Annotated in this window: 19 protein-coding genes and 2 pseudogenes; 9 read left to right on the top strand and 12 right to left on the bottom strand. The window is 63.9% G+C overall.

Annotated features, from left to right (window positions below):
- Positions 1–72 precede the first annotated feature (72 nt).
- The 8 genes and pseudogenes from murA to rpsT form a co-directional block, all read right to left on the bottom strand.
- Positions 73–1,368: a UDP-N-acetylglucosamine 1-carboxyvinyltransferase gene (gene murA / locus ACVW16_RS18780; RefSeq protein WP_456736726.1), complete on the bottom strand. Its 1,296-nt coding sequence runs from the start codon at positions 1,366–1,368 to the stop codon at positions 73–75.
- A gap of 266 nt (positions 1,369–1,634) precedes the next feature.
- Positions 1,635–4,070, bottom strand: coding sequence for a DNA topoisomerase (ATP-hydrolyzing) subunit B (gene gyrB, locus ACVW16_RS18785; RefSeq protein WP_456736692.1), 2,436 nt, complete (start codon positions 4,068–4,070; stop codon positions 1,635–1,637).
- Between the two features lie 413 nt (positions 4,071–4,483).
- Entirely contained in the window at positions 4,484–5,242 is a 759-nt protein-coding gene (locus ACVW16_RS18790; RefSeq protein WP_456736691.1) for a hypothetical protein, read from the bottom strand.
- A 118-nt stretch (positions 5,243–5,360) separates the two neighbouring features.
- Positions 5,361–6,497, bottom strand: coding sequence for a DNA replication/repair protein RecF (recF, locus tag ACVW16_RS18795; protein WP_456736690.1), 1,137 nt, complete (start codon positions 6,495–6,497; stop codon positions 5,361–5,363).
- Positions 6,498–6,586: 89 nt separating this feature from the next.
- A pseudogene (locus ACVW16_RS18800) lies at positions 6,587–6,962 on the bottom strand (endonuclease domain-containing protein).
- Positions 6,959–8,077, bottom strand: a complete 1,119-nt coding sequence (gene dnaN, locus ACVW16_RS18805) for a DNA polymerase III subunit beta (RefSeq protein ID WP_456736689.1) — start codon at positions 8,075–8,077, stop codon at positions 6,959–6,961. Before dnaN ends, ACVW16_RS18800 begins: the two are co-directional and overlap by 4 nt.
- A gap of 261 nt (positions 8,078–8,338) precedes the next feature.
- On the bottom strand, positions 8,339–9,751 hold the full coding sequence (gene dnaA / locus ACVW16_RS18810) for a chromosomal replication initiator protein DnaA (protein ID WP_456738261.1): 1,413 nt from the start codon (positions 9,749–9,751) through the stop codon (positions 8,339–8,341).
- A gap of 1,270 nt (positions 9,752–11,021) precedes the next feature.
- Entirely contained in the window at positions 11,022–11,288 is a 267-nt protein-coding gene (gene rpsT / locus ACVW16_RS18815) for a 30S ribosomal protein S20 (protein WP_084808323.1), read from the bottom strand.
- A gap of 388 nt (positions 11,289–11,676) precedes the next feature.
- On the opposite strand from rpsT, the gene ACVW16_RS18820 reads away from it, so the two are divergent.
- From ACVW16_RS18820 to ACVW16_RS18830, 3 genes are all read left to right on the top strand, one after another.
- Positions 11,677–11,994: a hypothetical protein gene (locus ACVW16_RS18820; RefSeq protein ID WP_092231981.1), complete on the top strand. Its 318-nt coding sequence runs from the start codon at positions 11,677–11,679 to the stop codon at positions 11,992–11,994.
- A gap of 178 nt (positions 11,995–12,172) precedes the next feature.
- Positions 12,173–12,829 carry a peptide-methionine (S)-S-oxide reductase MsrA gene (msrA, locus tag ACVW16_RS18825; RefSeq protein WP_456700644.1) on the top strand — a complete coding sequence of 219 codons (657 nt, stop codon included), beginning with the start codon at positions 12,173–12,175 and terminating at the stop codon, positions 12,827–12,829.
- Positions 12,830–12,956: 127 nt separating this feature from the next.
- On the top strand, positions 12,957–13,697 hold the full coding sequence (locus ACVW16_RS18830; protein ID WP_456736688.1) for a polysaccharide biosynthesis/export family protein: 741 nt from the start codon (positions 12,957–12,959) through the stop codon (positions 13,695–13,697).
- 18 nt (positions 13,698–13,715) lie between these two features.
- Here the strand turns inward: ACVW16_RS18830 and ACVW16_RS18835 are convergent, their stop codons facing one another.
- The 4 genes from ACVW16_RS18835 to ACVW16_RS18850 all read right to left on the bottom strand — a co-directional run bounded on the left by ACVW16_RS18835 (position 13,716) and on the right by ACVW16_RS18850 (position 16,150).
- Positions 13,716–14,198: a hypothetical protein gene (locus tag ACVW16_RS18835; RefSeq protein ID WP_456736687.1), complete on the bottom strand. Its 483-nt coding sequence runs from the start codon at positions 14,196–14,198 to the stop codon at positions 13,716–13,718.
- Between the two features lie 99 nt (positions 14,199–14,297).
- The gene (locus tag ACVW16_RS18840) at positions 14,298–14,969 is read right to left on the bottom strand and encodes a dienelactone hydrolase family protein (protein WP_456700647.1); all 672 of its coding nucleotides are present in this window, start codon (positions 14,967–14,969) and stop codon (positions 14,298–14,300) included.
- A 52-nt stretch (positions 14,970–15,021) separates the two neighbouring features.
- A complete protein-coding gene (locus ACVW16_RS18845; protein WP_456736686.1) occupies positions 15,022–15,363 on the bottom strand; it encodes a hypothetical protein in 342 nt (113 codons plus the stop codon).
- A 22-nt stretch (positions 15,364–15,385) separates the two neighbouring features.
- Entirely contained in the window at positions 15,386–16,150 is a 765-nt protein-coding gene (locus tag ACVW16_RS18850; protein WP_456738993.1) for an alpha/beta fold hydrolase, read from the bottom strand.
- Between the two features lie 206 nt (positions 16,151–16,356).
- Between ACVW16_RS18850 and ACVW16_RS18855 the strand changes: the two genes are divergently transcribed.
- From ACVW16_RS18855 to ACVW16_RS18880, 6 genes and pseudogenes are all read left to right on the top strand, one after another.
- Positions 16,357–16,779 (top strand): DUF2946 domain-containing protein, encoded by a 423-nt coding sequence (locus tag ACVW16_RS18855; RefSeq protein WP_456736684.1) that lies wholly within the window; start codon positions 16,357–16,359, stop codon positions 16,777–16,779.
- 378 nt (positions 16,780–17,157) lie between these two features.
- Positions 17,158–19,266: a TonB-dependent receptor gene (locus tag ACVW16_RS18860; RefSeq protein WP_456738260.1), complete on the top strand. Its 2,109-nt coding sequence runs from the start codon at positions 17,158–17,160 to the stop codon at positions 19,264–19,266.
- Positions 19,267–19,304: 38 nt separating this feature from the next.
- Positions 19,305–20,126 (top strand): tonB-system energizer ExbB, encoded by an 822-nt coding sequence (gene exbB / locus ACVW16_RS18865; protein WP_456736683.1) that lies wholly within the window; start codon positions 19,305–19,307, stop codon positions 20,124–20,126.
- Positions 20,127–20,129: 3 nt separating this feature from the next.
- On the top strand, positions 20,130–20,561 hold the full coding sequence (gene exbD, locus ACVW16_RS18870; protein WP_456736682.1) for a TonB system transport protein ExbD: 432 nt from the start codon (positions 20,130–20,132) through the stop codon (positions 20,559–20,561).
- A gap of 17 nt (positions 20,562–20,578) precedes the next feature.
- The gene (locus tag ACVW16_RS18875; protein ID WP_456736681.1) at positions 20,579–21,280 is read left to right on the top strand and encodes an energy transducer TonB family protein; all 702 of its coding nucleotides are present in this window, start codon (positions 20,579–20,581) and stop codon (positions 21,278–21,280) included.
- 644 nt (positions 21,281–21,924) lie between these two features.
- Positions 21,925–22,050: pseudogene (locus ACVW16_RS18880) on the top strand (IS5/IS1182 family transposase); the annotation flags it as partial.
- Between the last annotated feature and the right edge of the window lie 250 nt (positions 22,051–22,300).

The following is a 22,300-nucleotide window of genomic DNA, read 5'->3' on the forward strand; positions in this document are numbered from 1 at the left end:
TAGCACGACCAGGCGTCGAAAACATGGCTCAGCTTTCGACCTTCTCCCACGAGGGGAGAAGCAAGAAAGCGCTCAGCCCTTGCGTTCCGGGACGCGCCGGATCTTCGCGCCGAGCGCGTTCAGCCGTTCGTCGATGCGCTCGTAGCCGCGTTCGATCTGGTCGGCGTTGTTGATGGTGGAGGTGCCCTCGGCGCACGCGGCTGCGAGCAGCATCGCCATGCCCGCGCGGATGTCGGGCGAGCTCAGCGTTGCGCCGTGCAGCCGGCTGGGCCCGGCGATGATGGCGCGATGCGGATCGCAGAGCACGATGCGCGCGCCCATGCCGATCAGCTTGTCGACGAAGAACATCCTGGACTCGAACATCTTCTCGAACATCAGGATCACGCCCTCGCATTGCGTGGCGGTCACGATCGCGATCGACATCAAATCGGCGGGGAAGGCCGGCCAGGGCTGGTCCTCGAGCTTCGGCACGTGGCCGCCGAAATCGTCCTGGATCTTCAGCGTCTGGTTCGACGGCACGATGAGATCGTCGCCCTCGACGCGGCAGACGATGCCGAGCCGCTCGAAACCCATGCGGATCGAACGCAGATGCTCGACGCCGGCGCGGACGATCCGAAGTGGCGAGCGCGTCACGGCGGCAAGTCCGATCAGCGAGCCCACCTCGATATGGTCCGGCTGGATCGAATAGCTTGCTTCCCCCAGCGTCGCCGGACCGTGGATCACCATGGTGTTGGTGCCGATACCCTCGATCTTCGCGCCGAGCGCGACCAGGAAATTGGCGAGGTCCTGCACATGCGGTTCGGAAGCCGCGTTGCGAAGATAAGTGACGCCGTTGGCCGCAACGGCGGCGATCAGCGCGTTCTCGGTCGCGGTGACGCTCGGCTCGTCCAGGAACACGTCGGCGCCCGTGAGTTTTGGCGCGCGGAATTCGAGCCGGTCGGTTGCGGTGACCTTGGCCCCGAGCTGTTCCAGTGCGAGCACGTGGGTGTCGAGCCGACGCCGGCCGATGACGTCGCCGCCCGGCGGCGGCAGCATCACCTCGCCGCAGCGCGCGAGCAGGGGGCCGGCAAGCAGGATCGAGGCGCGGATGCGGACGCAGAGCTCGGGATCGAGATCGGCGGCGCGGATGCTCTTGGCGTGGATGTGAAGCGTGTTGCGCTCCGTCCATTCCGCGGATGCACCAACCGAGCGGATCAACTCGACCAGCGTCTCCGTGTCGCGAATCCGCGGCACGTTCTGAAGCGTCACCGGATGCTCGGTGAGCAGCGCGGCCGCGATGATCGGCAGCGCCGAATTCTTGTTGCCGGCCGGCTCGATCGAGCCCGAGAGCCGGTGACCGCCCTCGACGATGTATTGGATGGGCGCCACGTGGATCTCTCCGTCCTGGTGTGGTGGGGCGGGCTGCTTTGGAGGCGGAAACTATAGCGAATTGATCGGGGTATCAATTCGAGCGTGATGGTTGCAACGGCGACGGTGCGGCTCCCTCTCCCGCTTGCGGGAGTGGGCCGGGGAGAGGGTGTCTCCGCAATGGGACAATTCCCGGGAGGAAAGAACCCTCACCCGCCGCGCTCAGGCGCGCAATTGCGCTGCCGAGCGCTTCGCCTCTCCCGCAAGCGGGAGAGGCCAAGCAAGCCTCAAATGTCGATCGTCGCGCTGAGCGAATGTTCCTGGATGAAGTCGCGGCGCGGTTCGACCACGTCGCCCATCAGCTTGGTGAAGATGTCGTCGGCCTCGTCGACCTCCTTGACCTTCACCTGCAGCAGCGAGCGCACGTCGGTGTCGAGCGTGGTCTCCCAGAGCTGTTCCGGGTTCATCTCGCCCAGGCCTTTGTAGCGCTGCAGCGTGATGCCCTTGCGGCCGGCTTCGGTGACCGCCTCGAACAGATCGGTTGGGCCGTGCACCACATGCTCGCTGTCCTTGCGGCGCAGCTTGCCGGAGCGAGCGTAGACGTCCTGGAGTTTGGGCGCGTATTCGTCGAGCTTGCGGGCTTCGGCCGAGCCGAGCAGGGCGTCGTCGATCACGGCTGCTTCCTTGACGCCGCGCACGGTGCGCTCGAACACGAAGCCCTGGCCCTCGACGAACTGCCCGACCCAGCCGCGCTCGACCTCCTCGGCCTGGCTGTCCAGCCGGGTCGCGATGTATTGCGCCGCGGCCGTGGCGTTCTCGGGGTTGCCGTAGACCTGCTTGTTGAGCACGCCCGTGATGGCAGCCTGCTCGACAACCTTGCGGTTATAGCGGCTGTGGAGGTTGCGCAGGATGCTGCGGACCACGCGGGCATCGTCGACCAGCTGACGCAGGTCGCGTCCCGAGCGGTCGCCGCCGCTCCCGGGAACGTAGATGCAGTCGTCGAGGCCGGCGTCGATCAGATAATCCTCCAGCGCGCGCTCGTCCTTCAGATACTGCTCGGACTTGCCTTTGCTGACCTTATAGAGCGGCGGCTGGGCGATATAGAGATAGCCGCCGTCGATGATGTCGCGCATCTGCCGGTAGAAGAAGGTGAGCAGGAGCGTGCGGATATGGGCGCCGTCGACGTCGGCGTCGGTCATCACGATGATCTTGTGGTAGCGCAGCTTCTCGATCGAGAACTCGTCGCTGATGCCGGTGCCGAGTGCGGTGATCAGCGTGCCGATCTGTTCGGACGACAGCATCTTGTCGGGACGAACGCGTTCCACGTTGAGGATCTTGCCGCGCAGCGGCAAGACGGCCTGGAATTCGCGGTTGCGGCCCTGCTTGGCGCTGCCGCCTGCCGAGTCACCCTCGACGATGAAGAGCTCTGATTTGGCCGGGTCCTTTTCCTGGCAGTCGGCAAGCTTGCCGGGCAGCGAGGAGACCGAGAGCGGGCTTTTGCGCGTCAATTCGCGCGCCTTTCGCGCGGCCTCGCGGGCCGCGGCGGCCTGGATCACCTTGCCGACGATCATCTTGGCCTCGGACGGGTGCTCCTCGAACCAGGCCTGGAGCGCCTCGTTGAGGACGTTCTCGACCACGGGACGCACTTCCGAGGACACCAGCTTGTCCTTGGTCTGCGACGAGAACTTCGGATCGGGCACCTTCACCGACAGCACGGCCGTGAGGCCTTCGCGGCAGTCGTCGCCGGTGAGCGCGATCTTTTCCTTCTTGGCATTGGCCTCGGCATAGCCGTTGACCTGGCGCGTCAGCGCGCCGCGGAAACCGGCGAGATGAGTGCCGCCGTCACGCTGCGGGATGTTGTTGGTGAAGCACAGCACGTTCTCATGGTAGCTGTCGTTCCACCACAGTGCGGCCTCGACGCCGATGCCGTTGGCCTCCGAACGCACCATGATCGGCGTGGGCACCAGGGCCTTCTTGTTGCGGTCGAGATATTTGACGAACTCCTCGACGCCGCCGGAATAGTACATCTCCTCGCGCTTCTCGACCGCATGACGCATGTCGGAGAGGGCGATGTTGACGCCGGAATTGAGGAAGGCGAGTTCGCGCAGCCGGTGCTCGAGCGTGGCGAAATCATATTCGACGTTCTTGAAGGTTTCGAGCGAGGCGAGGAACGTCACCTCGGTGCCGCGCCGGCCCGGCGCATCACCGACCACCTTCAGCGGCGCGACCGCATCGCCATGGGCGAACTCGATGTAGTGCTCCTTGTCGTCGCGCCAGATCCGCAGGCCAAGCTTGCTCGACAGCGCGTTGACGACGGAGACGCCGACGCCGTGCAGGCCGCCGGACACCTTGTAGGAGTTCTGGTCGAACTTTCCGCCGGCGTGCAGCTGGGTCATGATGACCTCGGCCGCCGAGATGCCTTCGCCCTTGTGGATGTCGACCGGAATGCCGCGGCCATCGTCACGCACGGTGACGGAATTGTCGGCATTGAGGATCACGTCAACGCGCGTGGCGTGGCCCGCCAACGCCTCGTCAATCGCGTTGTCGACGACTTCGTACACCATGTGGTGCAGGCCCGAGCCGTCATCGGTGTCGCCGATATACATGCCGGGACGCTTGCGGACGGCATCGAGCCCTTTGAGCACGCGGATTGATTCCGCGCCGTATTCGCTCGCGGTGGAGGGCTCGTTTTCGGCAGCAGGCTGCCGAGCAGGTTCTGTCATGAGAGGCCTTCGAAATGTCGCCCGAATCAGCGGCGCAAAAGGCGCTGATTTGGAAGCTATTTGTGCCATGAAAGAGGGCTTGCGCCTAGCGCAAAGTATCTCCCGGCAACCCTTTGAGCAGATAGGGTTTTTGGGCCCGGTTTCAAGGCCCGCGAAGGCCGATTCCGAGCCTCGCCAAAAGCCCGATTCGAGACCCCGTTTTCGGTCCTTGGAAGGCGTGGATTTGTACGGGGTCCGGAGGCCTGTTCCGAGGCGCCTTGGCGCGGGGAACGGTCCTCTGGTTCAGGAGATCTGATCAGGCTTCCTGTCGTCCTCCCCCAATCTGAGGGACCAAGCCTCGCCTGCGGCCACTGTGATGGTACCGGTCGCCATGCCCGGCCCAGACAGCTGGTCGCGGCGGGAACGGCGCAGGTTCAATAGAGCTGGAGCGGCGACCACAAATCGCCTTCGGGACCGACCGTGACTTCCCAGGCATCGCCGGCCGCGAGCTCGATCGTCGTGTCGCGGTTCGAGCGGCCGTCGACCTTCAACGCGTATGAATATTTGCCCGGCGGCATGTTGAACAGCGGCGCCTCGGGGCGCTCCCTGCCGGCACGAGGCGGAAGCGTGACGGTGTGGTTGTCGAGCGTGAGCACGGCCTCCTTGTCGCCGAGATTGGTGAACATCAGCGCCGCGCGGCCGGGCGTCGGCATCACATGCGCCATGGCGGCAGCCTCCTTGTTTCGCTGCACCAGATTGACCAGGGTGCTGCTCTCCTTGCGGTCCAGCTCCAGCGCCGCCGGTCCCAGCGGCGTGACGAAGGCGAGCCTGACGTGATCGCTGGCGATCACGGCGTCATCGTGCTGCTCCTGCCAGCCGAGCTTGCCGAGCTCGCTGCGGTAGAACGCGAGCACCTCGTCAAGTCCTGCGGGGATGCGGGCCGTGAGCTTGGTGCGCAGCGGAGTCGCGCTGCCGAGCATCTTTGTGGTGCCGATCTCGCGATAGCTGGTCCTCGTCGGCGCGGGTAACGCGGCATCGGGATCCGGCGCGAGCTCGGACGAGAACAGCGGCGGCAGATGCGGCATCCATCCGGTCGTGGTTGCCGCGGCGAGGCTGCACGCGAGCAGAGCGAGGCCGCACACGAACAGCCGCCATCGCGCCGGGACCTTGGTCCCGGGCCTGACCGTCATCATGGTTCTTCTCCAGGGATATCGCGCGTGTCGATCGCGCGATTGCAACGGCTGCCACACCGTAGGCAGCGGCCTCAAAGTCCTAGTCGCGGCCCGAATAAGCGGGGTTCAAGGCATCAGGCTATCGCCGCGCGGAAACGCGTCCGCTCTCGACGTCAAAGACTTCGCCGCCTGCGCCGATCTCGGCAAACGCAGCCGGATCCGCGCCGGTCAGCCACACCTGCGCGCCGAGCTTGCGCAGCTCGTCGAACAGCGCGGCGCGCCTGTTGGGATCGAGATGGGCGACGACCTCGTCGAGCAAGAGCAGCGGCACGATGCCGGTCATCTCGGCAACCAGCGTCGCGTGCGCCAGCACCAGCCCGATCAGCAGCGCCTTCTGCTCGCCGGTTGAGGCGTCGCGCGCGGGCATGCTTTTCGGCGCGTAAATCACCTGAAGATCGGTGAGATGCGGGCCGTCGGTGGTGCGGCCGGCGATCGCATCGCGCGGGCGGTTGTCGCGCAGGATCTGGCGGTAGCGGTCCTCGACCGAGGTCGCAGTCTCGCTCAGCAGCGCATTCTCCATCCAGCCGTCGAGTGCGATTTGCGCGGAGGGAAAGACAGAGGCTTGCGCGCGCGTATTCAGCATGCCGGTGAGGCGCGCTGCGGTCTGGCCGCGTGTTGCTGCGACCGCGACGGCGAGCTCGGCGGTCTCGCGCTCGATCGCGTCACACCAATGGTCGTCGTAATTGCGCGTCTCGAGCAGGCGGTTGCGCGAGCGCAGCGAACGTTCCAGCGCGTTGATGCGGCTGGAGTGCTCGACGTCGATCGCGAGCACCAGGCGGTCGAAGAAGCGCCGCCGCTCGGACGCGGCGCCCATGAACAGGCCGTCCATCGCCGGCGTCAGCCACACCATGCGGATGTGGTCGCCGAAGGCGGAGGCGGAATTGACCGGTTCGCGGTCGATGCGGCAGCGCCGGCTCATCGCGGCATCTGCGCGCGGCGGCTCGAGGCCGGTGCCGAGCGTGGCCAGCCCCAGCGCGCCCTCGACCTGAGCCGACACGGCCCAGGAGCCATCGCCCTGGTTGTCGGCGACATCCTCCAGCGTGGCGCGCCGCAAGCCGCGTCCCGGCGACAGGAACGAGATCGCCTCGATGCAATTGGTCTTGCCTGCCCCATTCGGCCCGACCAGCGCCACCATGTCAGCCGCCGTCTCGAGCCCCGCCGCCCGATAATTGCGAAAATGCGTCAACGTCAGGCGATGGATGCGGGAGGGGGTCATGTTGGCTCGTCATTGCCGGGCTTTGCTTTTCTCCCCCCTTGTGGGGGAGGGTGGCGCCTCACGTAGTGAGGCGACGGGCGAGGGGTATCTTACCGCCCGGCAAGCTTTGCAGGAATGTCCTCCAACACGGAAGCGGGTTGCTGCAACACGTCGTTGTTCCAATAGCGGGCGATTGAGAAATCCTCACCGAAAAGTACGGCATGCCGAGCTGCGTTGCGATTCCGCATGCTGACTGCCGTCGAACTCGATCACGAGGCGCTCGTCGAAACAGACGAAATCAAGAACGTAATTCTCGATCGGAACTTGTCGGCGAAACTTGGAGGCGGATAGCCGACGATCCCCCGGCAGACGCCACATAGCTGCTTCCGCACCTGTCGGCTCGTGCCGCATGTTCTTCGCGAATTGGCGAAGATGCTTGGCGGTCGGCCGATGGTGTGGATCTGGCGAGGGACCACCCCCCCTCAGACCCGCATCGGCATCAGCACATACAATGCGCTCTTGTCGTCCTTGTCCTGCACCAGGGTCGGCGAGCCGGGGTCGGCGAGGCGGAGCACTGCGACGTCGCCTTCGATCTGGGCGGCGATGTCGAGGAGGTAACGGGAGTTGAAGCCGATATCGAGCGCGTCGGAGGCGTACTCGACCTCGATCTCTTCGGTGGCGCTGCCGGAATCCGGATTGGTCACCGACAGCACCAGCTTGCCTGGCGACAGCGACAATTTCACCGCGCGGCCGCGCTCGCTGGAGATGGTGGAGACGCGGTCGACCGCGTTCTCGAAATCCTTCTTGTCGACGACGAGCTCCTTGTCATTGCCCTGCGGGATGACGCGGCCGTAGTCGGGGAAGGTGCCGTCGATCAGCTTGGAGGTCAGCACCACATTGCCGATCGTGAAGCGGATCTTGGCCTGCGACAGCTCGATCGTCATTTCGGCTTCGGTGTCCTCGATCAGGCGCTGCACCTCGCCGACGGTCTTGCGCGGCACGATCACGCCGGGCATGCCTTCGGCGCCCTTGGGCTGCACCAGGTCGAGCTGGGCGAGGCGGTGGCCGTCGGTGGCGACGCCGCGCAGGGTCGCGGCCTTCGCCGTGCCGGCGGCATGCAGATAGATGCCGTTGAGGTAATAGCGCGTCTCCTCGGTGGAGATCGCGAACTGGGTGCGGTCGATCAGCCGCTTGACGTCCTTGGCGGCGAGGCTGAACGAGTGCGAGAGGTCGCCGGCGGCGAGATCGGGGAAATCATTCTCCGGCAGGGTCTGCAGCGTGAAGCGCGAGCGGCCAGCGCGGATCGCCAGCACCGCGCGGTCGCCGTCGGCCTCCAGCACGATCTGCGAGCCGTCAGGCAACTTGCGCACGATGTCGTAGAACATGTGCGCCGGCACGGTGGTGGAGCCGGCGGTCGCGGTTTCCGCTGCAAACGTCTCCGTCACCTCGAGGTCGAGGTCGGTCGCCTTCAGCGACAATTTCGCGTTCTCGGCGCGGACCAGCACGTTGCCCAGGATCGGAATCGTGTTGCGGCGCTCCACCACGCGGTGGACATGGCCCAGCGATTTCAGGAGTTGCGCGCGTTCGACCGTAACCTTCATTGCACTACTCGCCCGATCCCCAAAGATGAAAAAGCCGGGCGGAGGAGAGCGCGCCACGGCACCGAAGGCCCCAAAAGCTGGATCATCGCGGAGAGGATCGAAAAGCCGTCGGGGCCGCGTAAAGTGGCGCGGAAAGCCATCCGTTTCAAGGGATTGGGGGCTGGTTCCCCACGATTTACAGCCAAAAACACCACCGCCGCCCCGGCGTGGCCGGAGCGGCGGCAGATTGGCGGGAGCCTTAGGCGTTTATTCCTCGGCCGTTTATTCCTGCAGCTGGCGCTTGAGCGACTCGACCTCCTCGGACAGCGCGTTGTCCTTGGAAACCAGCGCCTCGATCTTGCGGACGGCGTGCAGCACGGTGGTGTGGTCGCGGCCACCGAAGCGGCGGCCGATCTCCGGCAGCGAGCGCAGGGTCAGCGTCTTGGCGAGGTACATCGCCACCTGGCGCGGCCGCACCACATTCGCGGTCCGGCGCGACGACAGCAAGTCGGAGCGGCTGACGTTATACTGCCGCGCCACCACGCGCTGGATGTCCTCGATCTTGATCCGCTTCGGCTCCGAGGGGCGGATCAGGTCGCGCACCTCGTGCTCGGCCATTTCCAGCGTCACCGGCCGGTTGTTGAGCTTCGAATGCGCCAAGAGGCGGTTGATCGCGCCTTCGAGGTCGCGGCCGTTATGCGTGATGGCGCGCGCCAGATAGGTCAGCACCTCCTCGGGCACTTCGAACGTCGCATGGTGAGTGCGGGCGGCTGCGACGCGCGACTGGAGAATGCCGTGGCGCAGCTCCTCGCCGAGCGAGCCCATCTCGACCACGAGGCCGCCGGCGAGGCGCGAGCGGACGCGATCGTCCAGGCTTTCGAGATCGGACGGCGGACGGTCGGCCGCGATCACGACCTGGCGCCCGGCATCGATCAGCGCATTCAGCGTGTGGCAGAACTCGGCCTGCGTCGACTTGCCCTGCAGGAACTGCAGGTCGTCGATCACGAGCACGTCGATGCCGCGCAGCGCTTCCTTGAAGGCCAGCGCCGTCTGCGTCTTCAGCGCAGCGACGAAGCCGTACATGAATTTTTCCGCGGTGAGATAGAGCACCTTGCGCTCGTTGCCGGAATTGCCGGCCCAGGTCACCGCCTGCAGCAGATGCGTCTTGCCGAGGCCGACGCCCGCATGAATGTAGAGCGGGTTGAACATCACGGGATCGCCGCGCCGACCTTCGGCGACCTGACGTGCGGCGGCATGCGCCAGCGTGTTGGAGCGGCCGACGACGAAGCTTGCAAACGTCAGGCGCGGATCGAGCGGCGAGCCGCCGAGCGCATCGTGATTGGCGGACACCGGCGCGGTCGCGGTCGAACGCAGCTCCGGCGCAGGCGCGCGGCGCATCTCGACGGGGGCCGGCGCTTCCTTCGGCTGCACCACGGGGCGCACGGCGGAGCGAACGGTGAGATCGATGCGATGCACTTCCGGCATCTCGGCCTGCCAGCACGACAGCACGCGCTCGGCATAATGGGCCTGGATCCAGCTCTTCAGGAAGCGGGTGGGCACCGAGAGCCGCACGCTCTCATCCTGCACGCCCTCGAGATCCATGCGCGCAAACCAGCTCGTATAGACGTCTTCGCCAACGTTCGTGCGCAGGCGATTCTTCACGCGCGACCAGCGATCCTGTTCCGATGTCGTCATCATTTGAAAACTTTTCTTGAGAGATAAGGTTGCGTGGTGGACGCCACCCAGAGTTCCCAAGAGGACCTCTGCGGTGACGCGACCTCGAGCGAGTCCATCCTCAGGCATAGCTCAACGATCCGGCGGGAACGCCGTCGGTCAGATCAGCGATGTCAGGGATGGAGGGGTCGCGAGGTCAGCGCGTACTGTGCGCGCTCTCACAAATGGGGGGATGATCGCAGGACGGATTGGAAACGGCACCGTTGGACGATGATACTTCAGTCAACACCGCGTTGAGTCCGTAGGACATGATACCTCCCCGTCCTGCCGTGATTGCTCACGGCAAGGTCCTGCGTAAAAGAACTCCCGCGCCGTACTCCAGTCGCGGATGTCCTGCCCGTCTGCACACGTTGTCCGTTCGGCTTCGCCATCACGCGTGTCGGGGCAGCCCCAATGTGTCTCTTCTGCACAAGGCGCGAGCGGGATCACCAGGATCTCGCTTGGAGACATCAAGACAAAGAGCTACCGTTCCCATATTCCTATGGGTTTGATCCGACAATCGCTTGTTGAAGCGTCGCCTACGTGCACACCGCCGCCGATTTGCACGCTCGCCTCGTTTCTTAAACCGCGCTGGTCTCAAGATCGTGGGCGCCGCGAACGACTTAAGGAATACACTAAGCGGAAAGACTCGCAACGAAATTGATTCACACTTGAGGCGTCAAAAAACTTGACCAGCGTTAACGTCGCGCACGAGTTGTTCACAGGCTTGAGACCAAGTTTTTGGATTCGTGCACAGAATCGAAAATCGCACGCATCGTGTGACAACGACTCCCCTCACGCCAAAAAATTTTTACAAAATCGTCACGCACGCGCCGCGCGCGCGAATTTTCCAAATGCTTGTCGCTGCTATGTCGATAAGTGATTAGCGAGCCATCGTTTTTTGAGTCTCGTTTGGAAGGGTAACCCGAGCGCGAAAGCTGATCCGGTGAAACTACGGTGTGCAGAACCGCGCGCGCATGAATTCAACTTTGAGGCCGCCCCGCAGGGGTTTTTTGCACCGCGATGAGAAGTTTCCGGTGTTGCAAAAACAGCAACAGGTAAAATACGGATACCGCTCGGCGGAGACGAGAGGAGTCTTCGAGGGAATGACGTGTTGGCGAAAAGACAGAAGCCGTGAATTGTGACAGGCAACAAAAAGCCCGGCGCGAAGCCGGGCTGATTGCCGAACGCGATGTTCGCATCAACCGATCGAATGAAGATCGGCTTCGCGCGAACAACTTGCTTCGCGAATTTACTTCGCGAGCTTGGCGATCTGCGCCGTGAGGCGCGAGACTTTGCGGCTGGCGTTGTTCTTGTGAATGATGTTGCGCTGGGCAGCACGCATCAGCGCGGGCTCGGCACTGGCGAGCGCCTTGACGGCGGCGGCGCGATCGCCGGTCTTGATCGCTTCCTCGACGTTACGCACGGCGCCGCGCATCTGGGTGCGGCGCGACTTGTTGACAGCGGTGCGGCGGGCGATCTTGCGCGTCGCTTTCTTGGCGGAGGTGGTGTTGGCCATGGTCTCAATGTCCTTTGCGGGTACCGGTCGCGTCTTGGTCTGATAGCGCCGGCAGCTTGACCGCGGAATCGACGCTCGGATTTAGGGTGTTCGGTTGCTGGGCCGTCCCCGGAACATGAGCGATGGCTTTGCGGCCATCTCTGAGGCTCAAAAGAGCCTGCAACTGCTCAAAGAACAGCGGCGGCAGGATTGCGCCCACCGCCAGTTGGCGCCCTTATAGAGGGCGTCTTTGGCACCGTCAACGTTTTAGGGGCTGGAAAAGCAGGTCCGAGGGCGTGCCAAGGGCGGCCGTAACGCCCTGATGAGGTTGAATTTCTGGCGTCTCCCGGCTATTGGCTGACGGCATTTCCAAGGGCTCGTCCGGTCGGACGGGCATATAGGGTGAGGCATGATCCGCGGCTTTTTCCGTCTGATTGGCTTGTTGCTGCTGGCCTGCGGGTTCTTCTTCGTGGTCTATGACGGCGCCCGCTGGGTGGCCGACCAGACCCTGCGCTTCACCCGGTTCGGCCAGTTCTGGAACGACATCAACCAGGCCAGCCAATCCGCCTTCCGGACCTGGGTCGAGGCCAAGGCGCCCTGGCTCTGGACCTCGGTGATCCGCCTGGTGCTCGACCAGCCGGTTTTCGCCGTTCTGGGCATTCTCGGCATCGTGTTGATGATCGTGTTCCGGCCGCGCAAGCCGCTGATCGGCTATTCCCGGGATTGATCTGCTCAATTCCCGCCGGGATTGATCTCTTCAATTCCCGCCGGGATTGATCTCGCGAATGGCGACGTAACAAGACTGCCGCTTCCTCCGTAGAGACCTATATTCCCACTCGATCGCGAGCGCGCCGCCTGAACACCTGGTTCAGGCGCGCGCCAACTCGTTTCTCGGAGATCCAATCATGCTGTTCATGCGCAAGTCCACCACGTTGCCGAGCGCGGCCGACGCGCTGCCCGGCCGAACGCAGCCGATTCCGACTGCGAGCTTCCATTTCGTCAACGGCAGCAAGTTGCAGCCGCCTTACCCCGATGGCCTTGAGCAGGCCGTGTTCGGGCTCGGCTGCTTCTGGGGCGCCGAACGGAAATTCTGGGAGCTTGGCGAGGGGATCCATACCACTGCCGTCGGCTATGCCGGCGGTCATACGCCGAACCCGACCTATGAAGAGACCTGCTCGGGCCGCACCGGCCACACCGAAGTGGTGCTGGTCGTGTTCGATCCGAAGAAGATTTCCTACGAGAAGCTGCTGAAGACGTTCTGGGAGAACCACAACCCGACGCAGGGCATGCGCCAGGGCAACGACGTCGGCACGCAATACCGAAGTGCGATCTACACCTATTCCGGTGCACAGAAGAAGGCGGCTGACGAATCCAAGGCGCTCTATCAGAAAGCGCTCGCCGCAAAGGGCCTCGGCGCCATCACCACCGAGATCGCGCCCGCGGGTCCGTTCTATTTCGCCGAGGACTACCACCAGCAATATCTGGCGAAGAATCCCGCCGGCTATTGCGGCCTTGGCGGCACCGGCGTGTCGTGTCCCATCGGCGTGGGCGTGAGCGCGTAATTGCAAGTCGTCGAAGCGACGTCGTGCTTACCCTCCCATGGAGGGTGCGGCCGCGGTCTGCCCTTCAACCCTTTATTAACCATAACCGGTGCATCACTGGAGCCGTCTCGTCGGTAGGGATGGTCCGGTGCCGGTTGCACGCGCGTTTCGATGGTCGATCTTGGCAGCGTCCGCCGCGCTGAACCTGGGCGGCTGCATGCAGACAACCGGCTCCGTCGCGTACATGCAGCCCCGTCCCGATCTCGACACCATGGCTTACGGCCAGCCCTACAGCGCGCCGCAGCCGGCCGTGGTTGCCAACAATGGCGGCGGCGCCATCGATGCGCTCGCCAGCTCCTTTGCCGCGGGTCCCGCGCCGGTGCCGGTCGCTTATGCCGCGCCGATGGTCGCTGCACCCGTGCGCTACGACGCCTCCTATCATCTCGATGCCGGCGACAAGCTGCGCGTGGTGGTCTACGGCCAGGAAGGTCTCACCAACAGCTACGCCATCGATGCCGGCGGTTCCATCACCATGCCGCTGATCGGCGCGGTGCCGGCGCGTGGCCGCACCACGGCGGGGCTCGCCGGTGAAATCGCCGCGCGCCTGCGCAACGGCTATATCCGCGAGCCGTCGGTCGCCGTGGAGATCGAGTCCTATCGCCCGTTCTTCATTCTCGGCGAGGTCGCAGCGCCCGGCCAATATCCTTACGTGCCCAACATGACGGTCGAGAGCGCGGTCGCGATCGCCGGCGGCTTCTCGCCGCGCGCCAAGCGCGACGTGGTCACCGTGACTCACACCGAAGCCGGTGGCGCCATGCGCGCTGTCGTGCCGCTCGGCACGCCCGTCAGCCCCGGCGACACCGTGTTCGTGGGCGAGCGCTGGTTCTAGACGCTTGCCGCGCCTCGTTCAGCGTCTGAAATCAAGCCGGCCGTTCGGAAAGCAGCCGTCAATGCGCGTGGCGTCGACCACGAGACCGATCCATGGCCTGACGATCGCGGGATTGGTCAGGTTGATGTATTTCCCGATCAGGCCAGTGCCGCCGTCGCGCACGGCATCGATCAGTCCGTGGCGTCGGCCCTCGTCCCAATCGAAGCGCAGATAGATCCTTTCGCCGACGACACGGACCTCCGCGCGGCCCTGCTTCCATCTCTCCGGCGTATCGCCGGCAATGGTCGGATCGGCACCGCCGTTCCAGCGGCTCGCCCAGGTGCCCTCGAGCGGGTCGGACAGCGCCGGAAGGGATGCCCAATGCGCCGCATTGACGTCGTCGGCATCGCCGGCCAACGCAGCTGATACCGCGTAGTGCATGACTTCGGCGTCGCCGGGATCAGGCACGTCCATGGTGCCGAACGGGTTGCGGATGACGAGGTTGGTGTTGGGCTGCTGCATGACGATCTCTCGGCGTGAACTGGCCTGGTCAGCCAGCTCTATCGCCGCGCGCCGTGATGCAGCCACCCGATTTCCGCTCGCGGGATGACGCCTGTGGCGTCACTTCAAATGCTTGGCAAAGAACGCCATGCTGCGCGGCCAGGCGATGTCGGAACTCGCCTTGTCGTAGCTCGGCCGCTCGTCGCAATGGAAGCCATGCTGCGCGCCCGGATAGGTAAACACTTCGACGTCGGGCCGCTTCGTCTTGACGGTCTCGACGTCGGTGAGCGGGATGCCCTGATCCTTCTCGCCGAAATGCAGTTGCGTCGGCACCTTCGGGGTCTCATCCGCAAAGCGCACGACGGCGCCGCCGTAATAGCCGATCGCGGCCTTCAGGCCGTTCAGCCGCGTCGCCGCGACAAAGGCGATGCTGCCGCCGAGGCAGAAGCCGATGATGCCGACCGGGCCTGTGCTTTTCACTGCGTCGATCGCGGCCTGGGTGTCGCGCAGCATCGCCGCCCAGTCGGGATTGGCGACGAATTTGCGCGCTTCCGCGATCTCATCGGGCGTATAGCCGGACTGGAAGCCCGGCGACGTCCGGTCGAAGATCGACGGCGCGATCGCGACATAGCCTTCGCCGGCGAGGCGGTCGCAGACCGAGCGGATGTGGTGATTGACGCCGAAAATCTCCTGGATCACCACCACGGCACCCTTCGGGTGGCCTGCGGGATCGGCGCGATAGGCGCCAAGCTGGAAGTTGTCCGACGCCGTCAGTTTAATGTCTTGTCCCACGCGGGTTGTCCTTCTTTGTTGATCGTCCATGCAGGGGGTCGCGTTTGCGCGCTCACTCCCACATCCAGTTGTCGCCGTAATCCTCTTTCCATCCTGCCAGCCGGCCGTGACGGAATTGCAGGAACAGGCGGTTGCGGGACGGCAACAGGCCGCTGCCGCCGAGTTCGCGAAGCGCCAGATAGATCTCGTTGCCGCGGCGTCCGCGGACATATTGCAGGGGCTGTCCGAGGGCGTGCGCGGTCTGGTCCGCGTCCATCCCGAACGCAAGCGGCGTGTTGTTCGACAGGGTCTCGACGAAGGGACGGCGCAGCGGCGCCGTGCCGAACGGTTCGGCCTGCACCGACGCTGCCACCGAGAGAAGCGCTGCGCCCGCAGCCAAGATTGTCCGCCTCATCGTCTTGATCCCCGTTCGCCGCCTACGCCGGCAAGTTCTTCAGGAAAGGCACCACGGCGTCAACAAAAGCCTTGGGCTGATCGATATTGACGGCGTGTCCGGCCGCGGGGATCACGACCTTTTGTGCGCCGGGGATCTTGGCTGCCATGTAATCCGACGCCGCCAGGAACGGCGTGTCGTCGGCGCCGACCACGATCAACGACGGCACCTTGATCTCGGGCAGCAACTCCATGACCTTGGCATCGCGCTGGGTCAGCATGCCGCGCGCGGCGAGCGCCAGTCCCTTGGCGTCGCGATGGCTGGCGGTGGCGCGCTCGCGCGTTGCCGCTTTCAGCACGGCGAGTCCTTCCTGGTCGAGCTTGTCGGCCGTGGCGAGCGCCCGCGCATTCCAGGCCTCGCGCGGCTCGTCCTTCTTGAAGCCGGGCCCAGTGTCGATGATCAGCAGCGCACGCGTGCGTGTCGGATGGGCGGGGTAGAACGCAAGCGACATGTAGCCGCCGAGCGACAGCCCGCCGATGATGGCGCTGGTGGCGCCGACAGCATCGAGGATCGCCGCGATGTCGCCGACGGTGAGTGCTTCGCTATAGGCTTTGGGATCATCGGGGTAGTCGGACTGTCCGTGGCCGCGCATGTCCCACAGGATAAGGCTGTGGTCGCGCGCGAGCGCCTCGATCTGGCCGTGCCACATCGCGGAGGTGGAGGAATAGCCGTGCGTGAGCAGCAGCGGCGGCCCCTCGCCGTGAACCTCGTAATAAATGCCGACGCCGTCGCGGTTGATCCTTGGCATGTCTCCACCCTTCCTGTTCTGGACAGTGTAGCCACAATCCTGCGGCGTGAGGCTACGAATGCGTCCGAATTAGCGATCGAACTCCGCGCGGCCGTTCAATATGCCGCGCAGAGCCACATTCGGACATTTGCATGTCAACGGGCGCCCCGAGCCGGCCATCCAGGCCCGATTCTCGAAAATCCCTTGCCCTTTCAAGACGGGTTTCGATGGGCTACGATAAGTCCTCGCGGCGATGGCGCCGCGCGGATGAGAACTCGCTCAAAATGCGCTGGTTTCGGGATAGTGCCAGACTGGGTTCATGGCTTGCGCTTTTCGCGCTTGCCGTGAACTTTGCGCTGTCCTTTGGGCATGTTCACGTGGGCAATGCGTCGGAGCGCAGTTCCATCGTGGGCGCTCTTACTCTCTCCGACAACGGTAAGGCCCAGGGGCATTCCAGCGACTCCCACCCCGACCATCTATGCCCGATTTGCGTGGCGACCGCTGCGCTGGCCAACGCTTTGGCCCCGACGCCGCCCGCAATCCTGCTGAAGTTTGACGAGACCGCTGTTGATCGCAGAGCGACGCCCATTCGCCGCGTCATTGCGCTTCATCGCTCGCCATTCCAGTCGCGCGGTCCTCCCGTTTCCTGACCCTCTTGCCCGCTATGCCGCTGCGTGCGGAGCCCCGCCACCACGAGTGGTCAAGCTCCTTTCCCTTTCGGGATGGCCGCACGGCATTTGTAGCAATTCAAGCGCAGATCTGGTCAGGCCGTCATGGGTCTTCAGTTTACGTCGAAGCGCCGAAAAGCGCTGGTCTCTGTATCATCATTGAGCTTGCTCGCCCTTGCTGGCACGGCAGCGCCGGCACAAGACAGGGCGCCTCAACCAGCCGCCACAGCGGAGCCGCAACCGTCGAACGCAATCCCTGCGCCCGCCGCTACCCCTGCGCCGCAGGAGACGCCGCAGCAGAGTGCCACCCCTCCGCCGGCTGCACCTGAGCAGGCGGAAACCGGCAAGCCTTTGCCGGAGGTGCGCGTCGCCGCCCCGGTCGAACGGCGCCGGGCGCCCAAGCCGCCGACTCCGCAGGTTGTCGTCAGGAGCCAGCCGCCGGCGCCGACGCAGGCTCAGGTCGTCACCGAGCAGAACCAGCATTTCGATGCAGCTCGCCAGACCATTGTGGCGCCGACCGCTACGAGCCCCTACCAGATGACGCAGCAGGCCATTGAGGCTCTGCCGCAAGGCGAGAATACCTCGCTCGATCGCGTGTTGCTGCAGGCACCCGGCGTCAGTCAGGACTCCGCGGCCGGCGGCGATCTGCATGTCCGCAACGAGCACGCCAATGTTCAATATCGAATCAATGGCATCATGCTGCCCGACGGCGTCGGTGCATTCGGCCAGATTCTCGACACCGGGATTGTCGGCAATCTCGCACTGATCACCGGCGCGCTGCCGGCACAATACGGCCTGCGCACCGCAGGCGTGGTCGACATCCAGACCAAGTCGAGCGCCTTCGACAACACCGGCAAGGTCGGCATTTATGGCGGCAGCCACGAGACCATCACGCCCTATGCCGAATGGGGTGGTACGGTCGGCAACACCCGATATTTCGTCTCCGGGCGCTACTTCGGCAGCAATCTCGGCCTGGAAAATCCGACCCCCTCCAACAACGCGATCCACGATCATACCGACCAGGGCAAGGGGTTTGCCTACCTCTCCACTGTCGTCGATCCCACCACTCGGATCGTCTACATGGGCGGTGTCTCCAACAGTCGCTTCCAGATTCCCAATAATCCCAGCCAGACGCCTCAGTACACGGCCTTTGGCGTGTCCGACTTCAATTCCGCCAATCTCAACGAGAACCAGCGCGAGTTCAATTCATTCAACGTGCTGGCGCTGCAATACTCCAGCAACGGGCTGGATCTGCAGACATCCTATTTCAACCGCTACAGCAGCGTCCATTTCGTGCCGGATGTCATGGGCGATCTCGTCTTCAATGGCGTGGCGTCGGATGTCTACCGTAGCAGCCTCACCCACGGCGTTCAGACCGATGCGGCTTACCGCGTCTCGGACGCTCATACATTGCACGCAGGCTTCACGGTCAGCGCCGAGAATGCGTTCGTGAGCAACGGGTCGGTTCTGCTCCCCCTCGACGTGACCGGGGCGCCGTTCGATGCTCCCTTCAACGTGCTCGATCAAAGCAGCAAGACCGGTTTTCTCTTCGGAACCTACATTGGCGACGAATGGAAGGTGACGAACCGGATCACTCTGAACTACGGGCTGCGGTTCGATCAGATGATGCAGTACACGGATGCGAACCAGCTCAGCCCGCGCATCAGCATGAGCTATACCCCGTGGGACGGCACGGTGTTCCACGCCGGCTATGCCAGGTATTTCACGCCGCCACAGCTCGTGCTGGCGGCACCGACCAACCTCGGCCTGGTGCAAAACACCACGCAGCAGCCGGAGGTGAACCTCGCCGATCCGGTTCGCCCCGAGCGTTCGCATTATTTCGACGTCGGTGTCACGCAGAAGCTCTTGCCGGGTCTCGAAGTCGGCGTGGACGGCTACTACAAGATGGCGAGGGACCTGCTGGATGATGGGCAGTTCGGCGCCGCCTACGTGCTGACCGCGTTCAACTACGAAAAGGGCGACAATTACGGTGTCGAGCTTTCGGCGAAATACAGCGACACGCATTTCCGCGCCTATGCCAACATCGCTTATGCGCGACAAATTGCGACCAACGTCGTGTCGAACCAGTTCTTGTTCGGTGCCGACGAGCTTGCCTATATCGCCAGTCACTACGTCTACACCGATCACTCCCAGTGGGTCTCGGGGTCGGCGGGCGCATCGTACAAGTGGGACAATGGCACTCGTCTTTCGATGGACGTGCTCTACGGCAGTGGCCTGCGCAGCGGTTTCGCCAACACCTCGTCGCTTCCATGGTATTCGCAGGTGAATCTCGGCGTCTCGCACGAATTCAAATGGTTCGACGACAAGAAGCCGACGACGTTGCGCTTCGACGTCGTCAACCTGTTCGACACGGTTTACGAAATCCGGGACGGATCCGGCATCGGCGTGTTCGCCCCGCAATTCGGGCCGCGCCGCGGCTTCTTCTTCGGCATGTCCCAGAAGCTTTGAGCGAAGCGATGCGAAACTACGATAGAGACGAGAACCAGATGCGTCACACCGATCGCAAATTACGGACCGCAGCCCACGGCCTGGCACGGCTGCTCGCGCCTGCAAGTGCCCTCGTCGCGTTGCTGGCGACGTCCACCGCTGCGCTGGCCCAGAGTGACGCCCCAAATCCGCTGTTGCCGCGAAATTTGTCGCCATGGGGCATGTTTGTGAATGCCGACATTGTCGTGAAAGCGGTGATGATCGGGCTCGCCTTTGCCTCGCTCGTGACCTGGACGATTTGGCTCGCCAAGACCATCGAGCTGCGCTTGGCAGCCAGGCGCGTGCGGCGACGGCTGAAGATGCTGGAAAGCGGCCCGCAATTGTCGGAGGCGCTTCGGGACTGCGAGGGCGCACGGGATGCCGTGGCGCAGCTCGTGCTTTCCACAGCGCGCGAGGCCGAACTTTCCGGCTTCATCGTCGATGACGGGCTCAAGGAGCGTGTCGCCTTGCGATTGGAGCGCGTCGAGGCGGCAATGACCCGGCAAGTGTCGCATGGCGTCGGCATCCTGGGGACCATTGGCGCCACGGCGCCCTTCGTCGGCCTGTTCGGCACTGTATGGGGAATCATGAACTCCTTCATCGGCATTTCCGAGGCCCATACCACCAATCTCGCCGTGGTCGCGCCCGGCATTGCCGAGGCGCTGCTGACCACGGCGGTCGGCCTGGTCGCGGCGATCCCCGCGGTCGTCATCTACAACCATCTTGCGCGGGTGATCAGCGGCTACAAGGTATTGCTCGGCGATGCCTCGGCGCAGCTTCTTCTCATGATCAGCCGCAGTGCGAATGCCCCGGCGTCGATGCGGTTCCGGGCGGCGGAGTAGGCCATGGCCATTCGACTCGGTTCCAAGGCCAGCGAAGATCTCGAGATCCAGCACGAGATCAACGTCACGCCGTTCATCGACGTCATCCTGGTGCTGCTCATCATCTTCATGGTGGCTGCGCCGCTCGCAACCGTCGACATCGGCGTCAATCTGCCGGCCAGCACCGCTCCCGAGCAGCCGCGCCCGGACAAGCCGGTGTTCGTAACCATCAAGTCGGATGGGACGATCGCCGTCGGCGACGTCACCGCATCGCGCGATGAGCTCGCGACCACGCTCGACACGGCGACCGGCGCGCACAAGGATGAGACGATCTTCATCCGCGGCGACAAGGCGCTCAGTTACGGCGAACTGATGGGGATCATGAACGTTCTGCGCGACGTCGGCTATCTCAAGCTGGCGCTGGTCGGACTGGAGACGCCGGCGCAGAAACCATGAACGCATTCGCACTACACTTGCCGGACAAGCGGGGAATTTCGCGCTGGACCCTGGCGGCGTGCATCGTTGTGGCTGCGCATGTGGCGATCCTTGCCTCGATCGCGCTGTGGTACGCGCGTCGGCCGGCCCCGCCTACGATCATTCCGGCCATCGCCGTCTCGCTTGCGCCGATGGAGGCCTCTTCGCCCCAGGTTCAGACGCAGGATCTGGCGGTCGGACCCGCCATGCAGCAGGCCGAGGAAGCGCCAAGGCAGCCGCCCAAGCCCGAGGAGCAGAAGATCGAGCAGGAGGTGCCACCGCCGCCGCAACAACAAGCTGACGTGACGCTGCCGAAATCCGAGCCCAAGCGGGTCGAGGAGCCCAAGCCGGAAGCGCCGCCGCCCGCCCCGGAAACCCGCGCGCCGCCGAACAGCGAGCGGGTCGGCCAGTTTACGCAAGCCGCTTCGAACCGCTTTGATGCTCTCGTTGCCGGTCATCTGGAACGCTTCAAACGCTATCCCGCTGCGGCACGCGGTGAGGTGGGCACGGTCGTTGTTCGCTTCGTGCTGAACCGCAAGGGTGACGTGACGCGAAGCGAGGTAACGAAATCGTCGGGCCACAAAGTGCTCGACCAGGAGGCCCTCGCGATCCTCCGTCGAGCCAGTCCTTTCCCAGCCTTTCCGTCCGAAAAGCCGGGCGACCTCGAGACTTACAACGTCCCGATCAGCTTCCATCACTGAGCTGTTCTGCGGGGCTGGCTGGCCAATATGCTCGCGCTCCGACGAGATGTCAGAACCAATGGCATTCAGTCACCGCCGTAGTAGCTTCGCTGGAGCCGGTAACGACCGCCGCTTGAGATGTATACTTGCCGCAGGCAATTGCTGGTCCTGCAAACCCGCGCTTCATCGCACTGCAGATATTCGAAGTGCAGCTTTATGATCCGTGAATTGTCCAAGAACGTCGCAAAATAGTGGGCGGCGCGCGTCTCATTCCCGCACATGCGCGTGACGGCGGTTCGAATCTCGGGCGGCAAACGATCGATACGTTCCGAGCTCCAGGGAGGGTCCCGACTTGCCAGAGCGCCGAAAGCGGATGCTGGTGAATGGCAGGCAGGCAAGAGCAGCAGGGCTGCGGCTGAAACCGGCAAAGACCGTGTGTAGCGCATCCACATGCCAGCTCCGGTTCAAGAGTAGCAAGATCTCGCAAATGCACTTGTGCGGCCAAAGTTATCAGGAAATGAAGGGCGCGCCAGCCGCGAAGTATTGTCCGGCGTAATCCGGTGCATCAAGTTTGAGTGCTTTCTTGATTTGCCCTGGCCGGATGTTCGTTCCGCAAAATTCCAAAACTGGAGATTCGAGCAGTGCGAAGAACTCGCGGGCCGTGATTGACCGCGATCAGGCCGAGGCTGCCGAACAAGCCGCGTGGCGCTCCTCTGGTAAACGACCGTCGTGTCCTCAATGGTATCCTCTGGATATTGCGATCAGGGACCAGCGTGATCTACCGGACGTGTTCGGTCTATGCGCCACCTGTTCAACCGGTTGGTCGCAAGGTTACTTGGAGGAAACCGTCACGGTTGCGATGGATGCATGTCTCGCCACGCTGCCTGTTTGTGTCCAGTCGCTAACGTCAGCGCCGTTGTCGCAACGCACAACAAGCGAGTGCCGACATTGTTTCGATCGATTCCAAATTGCATTTGCCTCCGCGCACGAACCCGATCATTGTTCCGCGCAAGGCGGAGGCCAGCCCGGTGGGCGTCCGCC

The organism is Bradyrhizobium sp. USDA 4474, assembly GCF_054057515.1.